We start from the raw sequence: 17,372 nt of genomic DNA, 5'->3' as shown, positions 1-17,372 counted from the left end.
TGTTGCAGAGCAAAAGCGAAGTAGCGAAACCTGTTGATTACCTAAAGGCGCCCTGTAACGCTGGACTATCAACAGGGACGGCCTGGGTTCAGGCTCGGGTTTTTACCGCACACCGAAAGTCACTCAGGGTCACTTTCTCGGTATCCAGATCAACTTCATACCGATGGTCAAACCCCTTGGCTGCATGGCTACTCCATTCGTTACCGTACGCACGCTCCAGATAGCGCCTGGAGGCCAATGCGTCAGGAGCCGGTAAATCGAGATGCCCAAAACGCATAGCGCCTCGGGAATGCCAATCCTCCACTGTCAGATACTCGCGGGGCCAATTAGCCAATGCCAGGTGACTGGTATAGCGAAGATACCCGTCCTGTTCGGACAACGGAAAGATGTCCACAGAGGGATATAAGTAATCGCGATTGTTCTCTTCCGGCATGGAAATGCCCGCTGTCGAGAACACCTTATAACCGCCCCATAGTTCCCAAGGCTGTTGACTGAGGCGATAACCCCGTTCGGCAAATTGCTGCTCCAAAGAAAAAAACTTTTCGATATCGGCCTCGAGAATATAGAGATCAGCATCGTCGTCCCAAGGAATCAAACCGGTATGACGCACGCCCCCCAGCAAAGTACCCGCCGCCAGGCAATACTCGAGCCCATTGGCGGTAAAAATGTCATTAATCACTTCAAGTCCATCGTAGAGCTGATCGACAAACACCTGGGGGGTCTTTCCAAGTTTTTCTTGACTCATATCCCTTTCCTTTTGGCAGACAACGCGCGAGTGAAGACCGTAGTGGCTTGCTCTGAAACTATCTCGAAGCCCAACTCATCCAGGAGTTTCGCAAGTTGATCCCGGCCATAGACTCTCGCCCCACAATTAACCAGCATATCCAACGACATCAATGCGCCTACTTTCGTATCGGTATCGAACTCATTGATTACCAGCACACCGTTGTGTACCAGGCCATGACAGATATTCCCCAGAATCTGCTTCGCCTCGGTTTCGTCAAAGCCCATCAACAGTCGCGAAATAACAATACAATCGGCCTCTATCGGCAACTTCCCGAGCACGATGTCATGGGGTAGGAAGTTCACATCAAACTGTTTATAAGCACTCAGGTTCCCCCTGGCTATGTCCAGGGTTCTCGCAAAATCCACCAGCGTGTACTTAAGATCAGTCGCCGTTCCCAACACCTGTTCAATCAACAATCCCGGTCCGCTCCCCACATCCACGATATGCCGAGGGGCATGGGCTAGCAGCACTTGGGCCAAACGCACATTCATCTCGCCGACGCCCTGTTGCATGGCCACCGCAAAATTGCTCTGCCGGTCATAGGCAAACGACGTGGCCTGCCCCGGACGGAAGAAGTCCTCCGCCACCGACCAGTTCGACCAATGGTTGGCGTCCAGCAATAGCAAGTTGGCGATCGACCCCGCGGTATCCCGGCGCAACGTGGCCCGAAGATCCTGCGCAACGCGGTAGTGCATGCCTTGTTTGTTCAGGATGTTGAGTTGCACAAGGGTTTCCAGGAGGATCGTTGTAGACAAACGATGCAATTCAAGCCGGGCAACGAGTTCATCAATCGTCAGGTCTTCCTGGCAAAGCTCTTCAAAAAGGCCTGCCTGTACCGCGAACATGACAGCACGAGCCGCCCTGAAGTTGAACACCAACTGGTGAAGTTCTTGTGGTTTCATAGTCGATCCAGCCCATAAGGATTACATGCCGTAGCTGATCGCCGCACCAACCCCCAACAGGGCAGCACGAACAACCGAAAGTTGGCGCGCGTACAACTCCAGCATTTGCACGCAGGCGCTGATACGCCGCCCCAGACCAGGATGAAGACTGCTGCTCATATCCGCCCCAAAGTTATGCACTTCACGAATAATCAGGTGATCCGGCATGTAGCAGATTTTTGTATTTTTATAAGTAGTGGCACGTAGATCCAGGACGGGGTAACTCCCCCCCATGCCGCTGGAAATCGAAACAATCAATGCCGGTTTGTGCGCCAGCACCGGGTACTCGCTGGAAACAAAAAACTCCTTGAGTACCGGCGGAGCCATGCCTGAGTGCTCCGGCGCGATAACAATGAAGGCCTCGGCCCTGCTTGCAAGTTCATCACTCTCAGGGCCGATGGGCTGTGTTGCCAAATTCAGGACTGTCGGTGTAAATACTGAATAGTCACGTAAATAATCTTCCAGGATTCTACTAACCCTCGAACTTTGCGAATCCATTCTTGGGCTACCAGCGATAATCAGCACTTCCATAGTCGCACCCGTCGGTAAATATCAAATAGTTTCCATCGGCCGGTGCTGCGTTTTCGGCATGGGCAGGGAGCGCCGGGCGCCTCTAGCCACCCAGACAGCCAGCACGCCTCCCAGCAGATTCAACGCCAACAACATCAGCAGGGCCAGATTGAAATCGTTAAACAGATAACCCACCCAATAACAGCCGGTGTGAAGCAACAGGACATACACCGCATCAATCGCCATGGCGGTCCTGGCTCTTTCAATCGCTGGCAACCCATGAACGGCCAGGTACAGCATGCCTCTGCCGAATACCGTGATCGGGATGATCATCAAGTACGTCACTACAAAGGGCAGTGCATCTTCATATCCACCCAACATGAAACGCGCCACCGGCAGGGCAAATACAATGAACGGCAATGCCACGACGGTTTGCCACACCAGGACCAGTCCATAGCCGGACTTGAAAATCATCCCTACCTGGCCCTGCTGCTGTTGAACGAATGCCTTGCTCAGCAGCACGGTGGTGACCGCTGACAGCCCCCACACGGGAATCATGATCAAGGGTTGCAGTTTTGAAATAACCCCCATGGTTGCAACTTCCGCGTCTCCCAGTTTAGAGATCAGATAAGTGGCCACGATTCCAGAAATGGGCCAGAAGGTTGCGGTGGAACTGGTCACCCAGGCCAATCGGGAAATGTTCGCGGCGGCCTTGATTATCTTGCCCACCCCCAGATTGCGGGGACCGGTGGCACGGGTTTTCCTGACGCCAAAGTAAATGCATACAAGTGCCCCGAAGGCCTGTGCCAGCCAGGCGGCATACACCGAGCCGACCAGGCCAAATCCGTCGAAACCACCCACGCCAAACATCAGCAGTGGATCGAGCACAATGTTCATCAGGCAAACCACCGCAACCACGATGGCCTGGGTTTTGAACAATGACAGACCACGCAGGTATGCCGTGGAAATGGCAAACGTGAGGGTAATGATGAAGCCGTACAGCCAAGTATTTAAATAGCCTTCGCTTTGCTCATAAATGGATTGCGCTGCCCCCATCGCTCCAAGCACCGCCTCAAGGTTCAGGCCTGCGCCCAATAGCACGACCCCATAGACCACTGCACCCATCAGCAGGCCAGGCAGCAACACATCGATAACGGTATTGCCCTCGGCCCTTTCCTGCCCTTTGGACACATGGACACTGATCGCCAGGGCAATGCCCATGGCAATCGTGTTCATCAACCACATGAAAGGGCTGGCCAGGCTTGCTGCCGTCAGAGACTCATGACCAAGGTGAGCGATGAACACCATGTCGATGGCATTCGCGATCATCAGGGCGCTGAACGACAACATGGTGTGCATGGCCTGGCTGTTGATATCTTTGCTCAACCGCCACAAGTCCTGGGCTCCGAACGCGCGCAGTCTCACTCGGCAACCACTCGAAAACCCACGGCATACAACGAGGCATAGGGGGTAATGCTCAACCCGTGCCGCCGGGAAACCCGGCATAGATCGGCAAAACGGCCAAAACAACCGCCCCGGGTGATTCGATAGGTCGGCCGGCTCTCGGAAATCAAGTCGTCCATGACAAAAGGACCATTGGGATACGCGTCGTAATCATTCGATGTGTATTCCTCGACGTTCCCGCCCATGTCCATTAGGCCGAACGGCGATGCGCCCTGTGGGAAAACACCGACCGGCGTCGTGGATAACAGGCCAAGCTCGGCGGTATTGGCGTTTTCGGTCCTGGCCTCGTTGCCCCATGGGTACTCAAACTCGCCGGCACCGGCGGCGTATTCCCATTGCGCCTCGTCAGGCAAGCGCACGGTCCTGCCGGTCCTGGCCGAAAGCCAGGCGCAGAACGCATCCGCCGCGCCCGCACTCACCGAGTACACCGGATGGTTGGCGTAGTGCAGAGGAAACGCCCGCAAAGGCCAGGACGTCGGCACCTCAGCGTTGGGGCAATCCCGTAAAAACGCCAGGTACTCCAGGTTGGTCACCGGATACTTCGAAATATTGAAGCCCGCCAGGGACACCGTATGCCGAGGTACTTCCTTGAGAATCCAGTCGCGAATAACCCCCACATCGGCATATTCACGCACGACTGCATCGATTTTCGACTCATCGATACCAATATGTGCCTCGCCCGCAGGAATGGACACCAGATTATTCAGCGCGCCCGCGATGATCCGGGGATCGCCCTTGATCGCCAACTCCGTGCCCAATTGCAAACGCCGGGACAAGTCGGTCGACTCCTCGAAACTGCGCAGTAATGCTGCGGCTTCTGGCGTTTCCCGGAAACGGTTCATCCGCTCCAACGTTTCAAGCAACCCGGTTTGAGGTTGATAGACAACAGGTTGTTCACAGGGATCGAGCGGTGATGTGACCGTACATTTCTCTGCCACAACTACTTTTTCTCGTGCATTCATTGTTATAAGTCCACGCTGAAAATTAAAGGTCAGCCAAGCTCGACGGCATAAATACGCCCGTCATAGGACGACGCCAGGAAACGCTGTTTTTCGTCGTCCCAGGTGAGGGAGGAAATACCTGCCGCACTGACTTTTCGCACATTGCCCAACCACTCCCGGGCCGTGCAGTCGTAAATATCGACGGTGCCTCCATAACTGCCAGTGGCGATAAAATTGCCGTCGTCGTTCGACGCGATGCACTTGATGGAGTGAGTGTGACGGCTGGGAATCGCCGCCCTCGGCTCACCCCATAACTTCAGGGTCAGATCCCGGGACACCGTGGCAACACCGCTTGCATAGGAACAGAGGTCATTCAATATGCCCTCATGGGCATGCGTGATCTTGTTGATCACTTCATAAGAGCGGATATCGGTTACGCCGATTTCACCATCGGCGCACCCGGTATAAAGGCAGTTGCCATGCAACGAGATGCCCTTGATCGCGTTTTCATGAATCTTGTGGCAGGACACAAACTCCAAGTGCCGATCGTTAACCTTGAAGATGATGATATCGCCGGAATAACTCCCCACCGCCAGGCGCTGCTCGCCATCCAACTTAAAGTTCACCCCGCAGTTGAGAGGGGCGTGATGGGCATAAACCACACGGTTTTTCAGGACATCAAACACTTGTCCGGTCTGTCCGCCACATACCAGGACCGGTCCGGTCTTCACCACAAAATTGCACAGCGATTGTGGCCCGCCCATATCTTTGCCATCGGCCTTCAACAGACCCGCATCGCCAATACTGTAGATAACGCCTTCTGCCGCATGCACCGAGTTCAAGCTGGCCGAAGGGACAAAGCCCTCAAGGTCCCAATGGTTGCGGGCGATATCCCAAATGGCGAACGTAGAACCAAACGTCGCGAAATAGATTTTGTCGCGTCTTTGAAACTCCGCCGAGCGCGCCCAGATCTCCTTCGGATACTCAGAACGTTTCCACTCCACCAGAGTCTGCCCCTCGATCGACCACAGCACCGCGATCCCGTCATACCCCAGGCTCAGCAGACTATTGTCGAACTTTGACTTCACCAGCTTCTTGACGCTGGAGCGATGCCCCTTATAGGTATTTACAACCGTATTGCCATTGATGACCTGAAGTTCACCGTCATTATTGCCAACGATAAAGACCCCCGCCGAGAGCGTCACCAAGGCGTCCATATCGTGGCCTTCCGTCTCCTTGATCGCCAGGCACTCCCCGGTGGCCGCGTCCCAGGCACGAATGGTCCCATCGGTGCCGCAGGACAAAAGTTGCAGGCTGTCGGCTGTCCAATCGAAGCTCTCTACCAGGCCACTATGCCCTTGCATCTTGCAGATGAAACTTCCATCTTTGTGATGCACCGACAAACTACTGTCGTAAGAGCAACTGGCGATTTTCTCACCATCGGGAGAAAATTTGGCCTGCATGACGTCATCACTGTGGCTGGTCATGACACATTGCAATTTAAACTCAGGCACGCTCCAAAGCCGGGTCGAACCATCACTGCTCGCCGTCACCAACAGGCTGCCGTCAGGGGAAAAATCACAGTAGTTGGCCAAATGGTCATGCCAGCCGCGTTGCAGGGGTTGGCGTGTTTGTGCATTCCACAAAATTATCTGGTTATCGTAGCCTGCCGTTGCAATGTACTGTTGCTCAAACAGTGAGAGACCGCTGATAGGTGCCTGATGCTGAATCATTGAGTACCCCCTGCCTGGGCAGTGAACTGGTGATTGGTTACTTCTATTTTTGCTTTTATATAGCCTTCGTTATGCTTGCCAATATGCATGGCAGTGGACCTGACCTCGATAATTTCGATACCCAGGTTTCTTAGCTGCAACTCTTTCTCCGGGTTATTCGTAAGCAAAATTATTTTCGGGCAACCCAATGCTTGCAGCATCTGTGCAGCATCAAAGTAATCGCGCAAGTCATCGGCAAATCCGAGCATATTGTTGGCTTCATATGTATCCACACCTGAATGCTGCTGCAGTGCATAGGCCTCCAGCTTCTTATACAAACCGATGCCCCGGCCCTCCTGGCGCAGGTAAATCAAATACCCACCTACTTCGTTAATCAGGCGTAGTGACTCTGAAAGTTGGTCGCCACAATCACACTTCATGGAGTGAAAAATATCACCGGTCAAACACTCGGAATGCAACCTGACCAACGGCAACTTCTGACCGTCGGCCATGAACCCGCCCAGGCGAATAGCAATATGCTCAACAGGATCTTTCAAGTCATCGAATGAAATGAAAGTGGCAACCACTTCGCTGTCCAACATGAGTGGTATATCGACTTCCTTAATAATCGTAGCCATTTTATTGTTTCCCTGGACGACAGTTATTCGGCAAGGCAGTTCGCCCTGCAGCTTTTTATAGGAAGAGTACATTTACGAAGACAAACCAATCCGGGCACACCACTTCGAACGACTTGAAGTTTCGTACTCTGGTTAGCGATGCCGACAGATTGCTCTGGCCGCCACCCTGCGGATCGTTAGCTACTGCAACGTAGCGCCACAACAACTTCTGGATACGCCAAACAGCGCACGTTGAGTCACCGCACCCAGATCTATTTCCAGGGCAATGGCCTTTTCCTGGCCAATGACACGTACCGGCCCAAGCCGGGTGATCACCAGGCCAGCCCTGATCAGCATTCGCTCTACCGCTACCGTTGTAACCGTCACATAACCCTGGATATGTTGCTCGACACCATAGGCAACGATGGCCTTTACGGCCTCCAGGGTAAAGTCGGAAAACCCCTTGTTACCGGGATATCGAGGGGTTACGGCAAATCGACTGAGTTCCCATACCTGGGAAGAAACAGGCGCTGGTCGCCCTTCAAGCAACTCGGAGAAAGTATCCCTGAGCATGTAGGGGCCCGTAGTAGGTAATAAACGCCAGCACCCTTTGATCTCACTGTCTCCGCCATCCTTGATCAGCATGTAGAGAGGCTCCAGTGCGTCATAACCATCAATTTCCATATCGGCAATGATTGCAACATCCCAGCCCTTACGCTTTTTAAAAACATCTGCGCGCAGCCTATGCATGGCGCACAGTTGCTCACTATCTATTTCATCCCGCCGACCGATTGTGAAATGCACTGGATTCCCTTCCCTACGAACACTTAAACCTCAATCTATCCGCCTTAACAGAATGGTCATACTAGTAGGGTAACCAGTTGCATTGATTTTGGATCCAATGCATGATGGCCGGTTGCCCCTCCTTCAAAAAACCACAGATAACCCGCTGACCGTGAAGCCAGAGCGGGTGCCTGGATATAGAAAGGAGATTGTGGCAGCGCTAGAGGCTGATCAGCCCGAGCGAAACAGCTTTCACTGCGGCAGCCCGACGGGACGCAACGCCAAACTTGGTGTTGATACTCGCAAAGTGATAATTGATATTGGCTTCCGAACAGCCACAGATCCTGGAAATATCCCAGGAGCTTTTCCCGACGGCGCACCACTTGAGAATCTCTTTCTCACGAGTCGTCAGGGAAATCACCCTTGCTCCAGTCAACTTGCCCGCACCGTCCAAAGCGCTTTGCAGAATGACATCTTTAAGAATGGATAATTTTGGAATCATGGCATTGATATGACGTGTCGTTCCAGCAATGTCTTGAGCGTCTACCGCCAGACTGAAAGTACCGAACTGTCCCTGAGGTCCATGCAGGGGAAAAGTGATCCCCCTGGAAAGTCCATAAGCGTTGGCCTCTTCGCGAAACTCTCGTTGGCGGGGCGTGCAATACAATGACTCATCCCAGACAACGGGCCTGACATTTTTAAACGAATAAACAACCACAGGATCAATAGTTGCATAACGCAATTGGTCATAGCGACTTCGCCAGGCCATCGGATAGTTACTGACAATCATCGCAGCACTCAAATCGGCATCATACTTGGGCAACAACCCGATCAGGACTTTGGTAAACCCATACTTGTCGTTGATTTTTTCGATAGCTGAAAACCACTGATCCTGGGTTTCCAACCCATTCAACCGCACAAGTTCATCAATAAAATCCATTTAATAATCACCTTAGGTATTGTAGTAATTTCCCGACCAGTCACTGGTGGATTCCTAATAATGACGGCTATAAATACGACTTTGAATTATGGCCAACTGCACTGATGAAACAGCACTGCTTCGTGCACTGAAGGATGAAGGCCAGTACCTGGTGGTACCTGTATTTCTACGAAGCACTGGGCATCCATGCACTCTCATAGCTCCTGATGTAACCTGATCATTGCGAACCGACGCTGAGCAAGCTAGCTGAGGTATACGACCTTCGCAAGCACACAGGTCGTCAGCGGTCATCGCTGGACTTTTCAGCGTTTCCTGAGGAATCAACGATGAATATGAACCAAGTGACCTTGCCCGTGACGGATATGCCGGCCGCCGTCGCGTTCTATTTAACGCTGGGTTTCACCCAGATAGTCTCCACCGATCACTACTGCCGATTTTCGTGCCCCGGCAATGGAGCGACATTTTCCTTATCCCTGGTTGAAACCGCAGGGGGTAACAACGCGGTAATCTACTTCGAGCATGAGCCGCTGGATCGCTGGGTGAGTGACCTGATCAGTAAGGGGATAACCTTCGATCAACTACCCACCGATATGCCCTACCTGTGGCGCGAAGCAATCCTTCATGACCCGTCAGGCAACTGCATCAAACTCTATTGGGCAGGTGAAAACCGCTTGAACCCGCCCTGGAAGGTCAACCGCTAAAAAGACCTGGGCACTGCCCCAGTGCAGCTGTGTGTCCCACTATCGGCCCAACCAATCCATCCCCCCAATCTATCGATTTGAGCTCTCCCCCACCCTCCCCGACTATTGGCGCCACTTCCTACAACAAAAACCAGGAACCCGCCATGACCGCCCGATTCCACAACCCGGTAGACACCCGCTTCGGCTGGGGCTGCCTGCAAGACCTGGCCAGTATCACCGCGCAGCAGACCGTCGCCCTTGTCACCTTCCCGGAGGCCCGTGGCCTGGGGTTGGTGGAGCGGATCCAGGCATTGCTGGGCGAGCGTCTGGTGTATGTCGTCGAGGATGTGCAGCCCAATCCCGATGTCGCGCAGTTGCGTGAAACCTACGAGCGCTTCTGGCTGCAAGCCGGGGATTGCGATGTGGTGCTGGCCGTCGGTGGCGGCAGTGCGATTGATACGGCCAAGGCGCTGATTGTCGGCACCGAATCCGGGCAGTTCGATGAGTTGCTGGCATTGCTGGCGACCGGCCAGCCGTTTGTGCCGGCACACTGCAAGACCCTGATCGCAGCGCCGACCACTGCGGGCACCGGCAGTGAGGTGACGCCCTGGGCGACGATCTGGGATTCGGCCAGCCACAAGAAGTATTCCCTGCACCTGGATTGCACCTGGCCGAAGGTGGCGATTGTCGACCCACAGCTAATGCTGACCGTACCGGCCGGGGTCACGGTGTCGACGGGACTGGACGCCTTGTCCCACGCCCTGGAGGCGATCTGGAACATCAACGCCAATCCGATTTCTGACACCTTCGCGGTATCGGCCATCGAAGACATCCTGGAGTGCCTGCCACAACTGCGGCGAGACCTCGGCAATCAGGAATTACGCTCACGCATGGCCCTGGCCGCGCTCAAGGCCGGCCTGGCGTTTTCCAACACCAAGACTGCGCTGGCCCACTCCATTTCCTACGAGATGACCCTGCACCACGGCCTGCCCCATGGCATCGCCTGCTCCTTCACCCTGCCGCTGGTCCTGGGTTTGGCGTGGGGGCATGACGCGTCCCGGGATCGCACCCTGCAACGGGTGTTCGGCGATGACCTGGATAAAGCCCAGACCCGGTTGCGCAACTTCCTGCACAGCCTGGAGGTAAAAACCGAGTTTGCCGACTACGGCGTCACACCCACCGAGGCCGCCGCGATGATCCGCTTCGCCCTGCAAGGCGCGCGCGGCAAGAACTTTATCGGTACCCAAGCCGCCTAGGCTCAACGCAATTCAGTCTTTCCTCTTGCACCTGTAAAGGGTGCCTCCCCGTCGCTGCGGCCTCGGGGGCGAATAACAATAAGGAAAACATCATGAATCGTGCACACACCCTGCCTGTCCCTGCCGTTCGCTCGGCGTCGTTCCGTGTTGCCCAGTGGCGCATGCTGCTGGCGGCGATGTTTTGTTACCTGTTTTTCTACACCGGGCGCCAGACGTTTGGTTTCGCCATCCCTGGGATACAAGCCGAGTTCGGCCTGACCAAGGAAGTGCTGGGCTGGATCTCGGCCGCCATGCTCTGGTCCTATGCCATCGGCCAGGCGATCAACGGCAACCTGGCCGACAAGTTCGGTGGCCGGCGCATCATGACCCTGGGCGCCGTGCTGTCCTGTGGCGCGAACTGGGTCACCAGTTTTGCCAGTGGTTTTGCCGGGTTGATTTTGCCGTGGGGCATCAACGGTTACTTCCAGGCCCTGGGCTGGGCGCCGGGCAGCCGCCTGATCTCCAACTGGTGGAGTGCCAGCGAGCGCGGCCGGGTCTATGGCTTCTATGTATTCGCCGCGGGCTGTGCGTCGGTGCTGTCTTATGTGACCTCCATCGTGGTGCTGGAGGTGCTGCAACTGGAATGGCGCTGGATCTTCCGCCTGCCGGTCCTGCTGATGTTGGCCGGCGGCATCCTGTTTTACCTGGTGGCCCGCGAACGCCCGCAGGACCTGGGCTTCGAACCCCTGGCCGATACCGGTGTGGCCAACGCCGCGGACAAGGGCCATGAAGTGGCCCACGGCGCAGAAGAAACCTCGGCCCAGCGCTACAAGGCGGTGCTGAAAAACGCACGCCTGATCATTGCCGCCGTGTCCCTGGGTTTCCAGAACGCTGCGCGCTACGGCCTGATCGTGTGGGTGCCGGTGCACTTCCTCGGCGCCAACTGGAAAAGCGGCGACAGCATGGTCGATCCGAAGTGGATCACCGTCGCCCTGCCGGTGGGCATGGCCGTCGGCGCCCTGAGCAATGGCTGGGTGTCGGACAAGCTGTTCGGCTCCAAACGCTACCTGGCGATCATGCTCTATATGTTCCTCGGCGCCGCCACCAGCCTGTGGATGTGGAGCCTGCCGCCCCATAGCGCAATCGGCCTGGTGGCGCTGTTTCTCTGCGGGTTCTTTGTCTACGGCCCGGCGTCCAGCTTCTGGGCGCTGTGCCCGGACCTGGTGGGCGCCAAGCGCGCAGGCACGGCCACGGGTGTGATGAACTTCTCGTCTTATCTGTTTGCTGGCCTGGCGGAACCCCTGATCGGCAGTATGCTCGACAGTACCGGCAATACGTCGCTGATCTTCATCGTCGTCACCTCGGCCTGCCTGTGCAGCGCGGTGGTGGCCCTGTTTATCCGCCGTTGATGCCCCTGGAACAGGATGCGTTATGTACCAGTACCACAAGTGGCTACGTTCCTTTCATGCGGTGGCGAAGACCGGCAGTTTCACCCTCGCCGCCGAGTATCTGAGCGTCGGCCAGCCAACGGTCAGCGAACAGGTGAATGCCCTGGAAAAGCAGTTCTCGGTGGAGTTGTTCCACCGCCGTGGGCGCTTTATCGAGATGAGTTCCGCCGGCCATGCGCTCTACGGGATCACCCAGGGCCTGTTCGGCCAGGAGGATGAAGCCATGCAATTGCTGCACAGCTTCAAGCAGCGCAAGACCGGGATGTTGCGCCTGGGCGCGGTCTCGCCGCCGATCGCCATGAACCTGACGTACGAGTTGATGCAGCGCCATCCGGATATCGAGCTGGAGACCTCGTTTTCCCCAGAGAAGGAGACCCTCGACCGCCTGTTCAATTTTGATATCGACGTGGCAATCCTGGCCCTCTCGGAGTTTGACCAACGCTTCGATACGCAGTTGTACCGGCGCTACCCGATCATTGCGGTGGTGCGCGACGACCATCCCTGGGCAGCGCAGAAAGAAGTGCACGTCGCGCAAATCAGCCAGGAGCGCTGGGTCATGCGCGAACGCAGCTCGCGCACCCGGCAACTGGTGGAAGAAAGCTGCAAGCGCCTGGGGGTGGACCTCAACTGCGTGATGCAGCTCAACAGCCGCGAGGCGATCGTGCACGCCATCGCCAAGGGCATCGGCATTGGCTTTGTGTCGGCGGTGGAATATGCCCAAACACCGGGCACCACACCGATCACCTTTGTCGACCACCCGTTTTCCATCGACTACCACCTGTGTTGCCTGGGCATCCGGCGCAACCGCCCGATGATCGCCGAACTGTTCGAGGCCAGCCCCATACCGGCTACCTGATTGGCTTCACCCTCTTTGCACTCAACCGGCTTACCTCATTTATCGAGGGACGGCCTGCTCATACCCGAAAATGGAGATCCACCATGAACTACCAACCACCCTCCAAGCTGCAAGCCGTGGTCCTGGACTGGGCCGGCACCGTTGTCGACTTCGGCTCGTTTGCGCCCACGCAGATTTTTGTCGAAGCCTTTGCCGAGTTCGGCGTCGCCGTATCCCTGGAGGAAGCGCGCGGGCCGATGGGCATGGGCAAGTGGGATCACATCCGCACCCTGTGCAACCAGCCGCAGATTGCCGAGCGCTATCGTGCGGTGTTCAACCGCCAGCCGACCGACGACGACGTCACCGCCCTGTATGAACGCTTCATGCCGCTGCAGATCGAGAAGATCGCCCTGCACTCGGCGGTGATTCCCGGCGCGCTGGAGGCGATTGAAACCCTGCGAGGCAAGGGCTTGAAGATTGGCTCGTGCTCCGGTTACCCGGCGGTGGTGATGGCCAAGGTGGTCGAGCTGGCGCGGCAAAATGGCTACGTGGCCGACCATGTCGTGGCCACTGACGAAGTGCCCAATGGCCGCCCGCATCCGGCCCAGGCCCTGGCCAACGTGATTGCCCTGGGCATCAGCGATGTGGCGGCGTGCGTCAAGGTCGATGACACCTGGCCGGGGATCCTGGAAGGGCGCAGTGCCGGCATGTGGACGGTGGCGCTGACCTGCTCCGGTAACGCCCTGGGCCTGACCTACGCGCAATACCAGGCGCTGCCAGCCGCCGAGCTGGCGCAGGAGCGCGAGCGTATTAGCCAGATGTTTGAAGGGTCGCGGCCGCATTACCTGATCGATACCATCGTCGACCTGCCGGCGGTGATCGACGACATCAATGCGCGGCTGGCGCGTGGGGAAACCCCACAAGGCAGTTGAAATCGACACCTGACCTGTAGGAGCCGGCTTGCTGGCTCCTACAATGGATTTGGCTGTACCCGGCTACTGCCCCTGGAAGGTCTCAAGATACGCCAGCAGATTCTCGATCTTCTCCTGATCGCTGATCCCCCAGAAAATCATGCGCGTGCCACTCACCACTTTCTTTGGGTTCTCGATATAGGCCGCAAGCTTTTCCCTAGTCCATACCACGCCCGAATTTTTCATCGCGTCGGAATACTGATAGTCCGCCGTGGTGCCCGCCAGCCGCCCGATCACCCCATTGAGCTGAGGCCCGAAGCCGCCACGGGCATTCAGCCCGACACTGTGGCAACCGCCACAGGTCTTGGTGAACAGCCTGGCGCCTGCCTCGGCGTCGCCTGCTGCCGCCGCCCAAGTGTTGAAAAGCATGGCAGTGAACAACAGGGTCAGTAAGGCAGCGGGTTTCATCAGGGGCTCCAGGTCGGGGCTTCAGGCAGTAGAGGCGGCAATTATGCCTGCGGTTTACTTGTTCTCGTCCACGTTGTTGAAGCGCGCCCGGTTGATCTGCCAAGGCAGGGCGGGCTGTACGCGTTCTCTCTTGTGTTTGCCACGGCTGAAAAAGTGCGTTTGCAGCTCCAGGAAATGCCGGTCGCGCCCAACCTGTTCAAAGGTCACGATGAAGAAAATCAGCGGTTTGCTGGCCTCGGCCCAGAGCCTGGAAGCCTTCTCGATCGCTGCGGGCAAATGGTCGATGGTGCTGTAGGAAATGAAGGTGGAAAACGCCGCAGGTTCCGATTGCTCAAACAGCTTGGTGATTTCCTTCACTTTTTTGTTATGTGGCTCATCCCACTCCCATTCGACATGGGACAGGACGCTTTTGTCGGGAAATCGCAAGACGGCATCCGTGCGCCGACTCTGTTCGAAATAGGCCCGCGCGCCGAGCAACTTCGCGCACTCGCGCACCACCAGCCCCACATGAATCGTCCAACCGGAACGGTTGGTGACAGCATCGACGTCCACCGGAAAATCCTGATACCACAAGCAATTAAACAGGGTGATGAAGTCGCGTTCGATCCGTTTCATTTTCTTCCTTGGCATCAGCCGAATAAGTAGCAAAGAGCCATCACTCTAAATCAGCCGAAGAAAAATCGCGCCCTGCCCCGGCAAAACATTTGGATACAGCCATTCAATTGCCATCACTCTCGCCCTCTGTTTGCATGCGCACTTTCCATCAGCACGTCAGTTCAGGAGAGATCGATGAGAACCATGGTGGTCGGTGCTAGCAAGGGTTTGGGCAGGGCTTTTATGGAGGGTCTGGGCGGCGTGGGGGATACCTTGATCGGTGTCTCGCGCAGCCGTCCAACCGACCTGCTATCCAGCACCGGCGCCGAAGTGTCGTGGGTAGAAGCCGATCTTGGTCAACCGGCGCAGGCCGCGCAGTTCATCGAGCAGGCAGTGGCACAGGACGGCCTGGACACGCTGATCTATAACCTGGGTATCTGGGAAGAACAGGCATTCGATGCGGCCTACAGCTTCCTCAAGGATGAAGACACGCAGTTGGAAGCCATCGTCAGTTGCAACATCACCGCCCCCCTGCTGTTGATCAAGCGCCTGCTGCCCGTGCTGTTAAAAAGCGCCAACCCACGCATCATCTTTACCGGCTCGACCTCAGGCCTGCCCCAGAGTGGGCGCCCGGAGGTAACGTTCGGTGCGTCGAAGTTCGCCTTGCGCGGCATGGCCGATGCCTTGCGCGAAGGTTATCGGCACCAGCGCCTGGGCGTGACCTGCCTGAACCTGGGTTACCTGAATACCGAGGATCCATTGAGCACCTCCCGGCTTGAGGCCGAGCAGCGCGGCGACGGGCAATTGATCCCGGTACACGACGTGGTGCAGGTGGTGCGCATGGCGTTGAGCCTGTCATCGGCCAGCTTCGTCAAGGAACTGACCTTGCCGGCCCTGATGGATGAGCGCTTCTGACTGAATGAGCCGAATCTTCAGACGGCCAAATAAATAGCCATCAGACACAACGGCACCAACACCAGCCCCAACAGCATCATGAACACCACACTCATGGCGTTGGTCCGGGGCGTGCCGACGTGGCTGACAAAGCCCATGCACAACCGTCGCAGCAGGTCGGCGCCCCTGGCGAACTGGTAGGCCACGGTGATGGTCAGCAGCGAGAGTGTTCCGGTGACTGCACAGTAAAACAGGATCGGCTCGGGCATGAAGTAACTGGAGATAAAGCCTTCGGACGTGGCATAGATAAACGTCACGGGCTGAAACAGCGCTATCGCATACAGCACATTGCGCAACGGGTCGAAGGCTATGGTCGGCCGCACTTCGTCAGCGGGCAGCAAGGCGTACAGCTCGTTCGCGTCCGACCAGCGAAACCAGTAGACCGCCACGCTGAACAGCACGTAGGCCAAGGCAATCGTCGCCGAAAAACACCACAGGAACCGCCACGAGCCAAACCCGCGGCGCATACCCACGTTGATGCTCCACTTGGTTAACTGGATGGTCACGCAGTCGATCACAATCGCCACCAGCAGGCCCTTGCCATAGAAGTCCTTGATGGCTTGCAGCACGTTCGGCGGCGGCGGCACATTGAACACGTGCTCGGGATTTTTAAACAGGTAGAGATCCAGCAGCCACACCACAAAAAACACCAGCGACACCAGCAAGGTGTACAGCGGGATGCTGATCAGTTGGCGCCGGGCCAGGAACGTACTCCCGAACACCCGCTGGAAGAGGTTGGCCCACAACTGGGCGATCCCGATAAACCGGTCGCGACCAAGGCTCATGCCACTCAAGGTCTTGAGTATTTGCAGGCGACTTTTCTTGGTGCCGAACGCAACGGCGACCAACACCCCGGTACACCCGAACAAAACGGTGGAAACGACGATCAACGCCCCAATCAGTTCTTTCACACTGGCATCCCTTGCGGTGAATTTTCGCGCTGCACATCCTGGCTTATCCCACGCGTAATCCGCAAGCAACGGCGGTTTACCGCGCCCTCTAATACGATCAAATGACCACCCATCGAATAAAAAACATCCAATCGAACCTATCCGCTGACAGCCCACTCCACCTTACTCAACCCGGATGGTGGAGTAGTGATCATGGCTCAGCCATCGATATTGGTATTGGAAGACGACGAGATCATTCGCTCGTTGATGGTGGATGTGCTGGAGGAGTTCGGCGCGGTGGTGACGTCTTTTTCTTCAGCCGATGAAGGGATGATTTTCCTCGAGCGCACCAGTGACCCGGTGGACCTGATTGTCAGCGATATCCAGATGCCTGGCCTGCTCAATGGCTATGACCTGAGCAAGGTGGTGGCCCATCGCTGGCCGTCCTTGCCCGTCGTGCTGACGTCGGGCAATACGGTGATGGCGGCGCAGTTGGGCAATACGGTGAAGTTCCTGCCCAAGCCATGGAGCACCGAAAGGCTGCTGCACTGCGTGCAAACCGCCTTGGAACAGGGCCCTTCCCTGCACTAATGGCATCGCGACACCTACACAATCGAACTTCGCGCTAAGCCGTGAGGTCTTTCTTTGGGTAAGTTTTGATA

At 56.4% G+C, this 17,372-nt stretch carries 19 protein-coding genes; 7 read left to right on the top strand and 12 right to left on the bottom strand.

The genetic code is table 11. From position 1 onward, the window contains the following. Positions 1-88 precede the first annotated feature (88 nt). The 9 genes from HBO05_RS24405 to HBO05_RS24365 all read right to left on the bottom strand — a co-directional run bounded on the left by HBO05_RS24405 (position 89) and on the right by HBO05_RS24365 (position 8,695). Positions 89-745, bottom strand: coding sequence for a LicD family protein (locus HBO05_RS24405; protein WP_169956288.1), 657 nt, complete (start codon positions 743-745; stop codon positions 89-91). Continuing rightward, a complete protein-coding gene (locus HBO05_RS24400) occupies positions 742-1,689 on the bottom strand; it encodes a methyltransferase (protein WP_172314398.1) in 948 nt (315 codons plus the stop codon). The genes HBO05_RS24405 and HBO05_RS24400 overlap by 4 nt, the downstream gene beginning before the upstream one ends. A 21-nt stretch (positions 1,690-1,710) precedes the next feature. Then, positions 1,711-2,259: an NAD(P)H-dependent oxidoreductase gene (locus tag HBO05_RS24395; protein ID WP_169956284.1), complete on the bottom strand. Its 549-nt coding sequence runs from the start codon at positions 2,257-2,259 to the stop codon at positions 1,711-1,713. 21 nt (positions 2,260-2,280) lie between these two features. Beyond that, positions 2,281-3,624, bottom strand: coding sequence for an MATE family efflux transporter (locus tag HBO05_RS24390; RefSeq protein WP_172314396.1), 1,344 nt, complete (start codon positions 3,622-3,624; stop codon positions 2,281-2,283). Between the two features lie 35 nt (positions 3,625-3,659). Further along, positions 3,660-4,544 carry an SUMF1/EgtB/PvdO family nonheme iron enzyme gene (locus tag HBO05_RS24385; protein WP_172314394.1) on the bottom strand — a complete coding sequence of 295 codons (885 nt, stop codon included), beginning with the start codon at positions 4,542-4,544 and terminating at the stop codon, positions 3,660-3,662. A gap of 149 nt (positions 4,545-4,693) precedes the next feature. Further along, positions 4,694-6,376: a hypothetical protein gene (locus HBO05_RS24380; protein ID WP_172314392.1), complete on the bottom strand. Its 1,683-nt coding sequence runs from the start codon at positions 6,374-6,376 to the stop codon at positions 4,694-4,696. Next, the gene (gene ribA / locus HBO05_RS24375; RefSeq protein WP_172314390.1) at positions 6,373-6,993 is read right to left on the bottom strand and encodes a GTP cyclohydrolase II RibA; all 621 of its coding nucleotides are present in this window, start codon (positions 6,991-6,993) and stop codon (positions 6,373-6,375) included. The genes HBO05_RS24380 and ribA overlap by 4 nt, the downstream gene beginning before the upstream one ends. A 180-nt stretch (positions 6,994-7,173) precedes the next feature. Continuing rightward, positions 7,174-7,776: an acyl-homoserine-lactone synthase gene (locus tag HBO05_RS24370; RefSeq protein ID WP_169956275.1), complete on the bottom strand. Its 603-nt coding sequence runs from the start codon at positions 7,774-7,776 to the stop codon at positions 7,174-7,176. A gap of 199 nt (positions 7,777-7,975) precedes the next feature. Next, positions 7,976-8,695: a LuxR family transcriptional regulator gene (locus tag HBO05_RS24365; RefSeq protein WP_170058283.1), complete on the bottom strand. Its 720-nt coding sequence runs from the start codon at positions 8,693-8,695 to the stop codon at positions 7,976-7,978. A gap of 326 nt (positions 8,696-9,021) precedes the next feature. Between HBO05_RS24365 and HBO05_RS24360 the strand changes: the two genes are divergently transcribed. From HBO05_RS24360 to phnX, 5 genes are all read left to right on the top strand, one after another. Further along, positions 9,022-9,396, top strand: coding sequence for a VOC family protein (locus HBO05_RS24360; protein WP_169956271.1), 375 nt, complete (start codon positions 9,022-9,024; stop codon positions 9,394-9,396). 143 nt (positions 9,397-9,539) lie between these two features. Continuing rightward, the gene (gene psrA, locus HBO05_RS24355; protein ID WP_170058282.1) at positions 9,540-10,631 is read left to right on the top strand and encodes an iron-containing alcohol dehydrogenase PsrA; all 1,092 of its coding nucleotides are present in this window, start codon (positions 9,540-9,542) and stop codon (positions 10,629-10,631) included. Positions 10,632-10,723: 92 nt separating this feature from the next. After that, a complete protein-coding gene (locus HBO05_RS24350) occupies positions 10,724-12,019 on the top strand; it encodes an MFS transporter (protein ID WP_169956267.1) in 1,296 nt (431 codons plus the stop codon). A gap of 22 nt (positions 12,020-12,041) precedes the next feature. Further along, on the top strand, positions 12,042-12,914 hold the full coding sequence (locus HBO05_RS24345; RefSeq protein ID WP_169956265.1) for a LysR substrate-binding domain-containing protein: 873 nt from the start codon (positions 12,042-12,044) through the stop codon (positions 12,912-12,914). An 83-nt stretch (positions 12,915-12,997) separates the two neighbouring features. Then, complete coding sequence (phnX, locus tag HBO05_RS24340) at positions 12,998-13,825, top strand: phosphonoacetaldehyde hydrolase (RefSeq protein WP_170058280.1); 828 nt, start codon at positions 12,998-13,000, stop codon at positions 13,823-13,825. 63 nt (positions 13,826-13,888) lie between these two features. Here the strand turns inward: phnX and HBO05_RS24335 are convergent, their stop codons facing one another. Next, on the bottom strand, positions 13,889-14,272 hold the full coding sequence (locus HBO05_RS24335; RefSeq protein ID WP_170058279.1) for a cytochrome c family protein: 384 nt from the start codon (positions 14,270-14,272) through the stop codon (positions 13,889-13,891). 54 nt (positions 14,273-14,326) lie between these two features. Further along, a complete protein-coding gene (locus HBO05_RS24330) occupies positions 14,327-14,887 on the bottom strand; it encodes a hypothetical protein (RefSeq protein WP_169956259.1) in 561 nt (186 codons plus the stop codon). Positions 14,888-15,061: 174 nt separating this feature from the next. Here HBO05_RS24330 and HBO05_RS24325 point away from each other — a divergent pair, with 174 nt between their 5' ends. After that, on the top strand, positions 15,062-15,781 hold the full coding sequence (locus tag HBO05_RS24325; protein ID WP_172314388.1) for an SDR family oxidoreductase: 720 nt from the start codon (positions 15,062-15,064) through the stop codon (positions 15,779-15,781). A gap of 17 nt (positions 15,782-15,798) precedes the next feature. On the opposite strand, the gene HBO05_RS24320 is transcribed toward HBO05_RS24325, so the two are convergent. Beyond that, positions 15,799-16,731, bottom strand: coding sequence for a hypothetical protein (locus tag HBO05_RS24320; protein WP_169956255.1), 933 nt, complete (start codon positions 16,729-16,731; stop codon positions 15,799-15,801). A gap of 192 nt (positions 16,732-16,923) precedes the next feature. Here HBO05_RS24320 and HBO05_RS24315 point away from each other — a divergent pair, with 192 nt between their 5' ends. After that, the gene (locus HBO05_RS24315) at positions 16,924-17,301 is read left to right on the top strand and encodes a response regulator (protein ID WP_170042986.1); all 378 of its coding nucleotides are present in this window, start codon (positions 16,924-16,926) and stop codon (positions 17,299-17,301) included. The last annotated feature ends 71 nt before the right edge of the window (positions 17,302-17,372 follow it).

The organism is Pseudomonas sp. WS 5079, assembly GCF_012985465.1.
Taxonomy (GTDB): Bacteria; Pseudomonadota; Gammaproteobacteria; order Pseudomonadales; family Pseudomonadaceae; genus Aquipseudomonas.
This window is presented reverse-complemented; position numbering and strand designations above follow the sequence as displayed.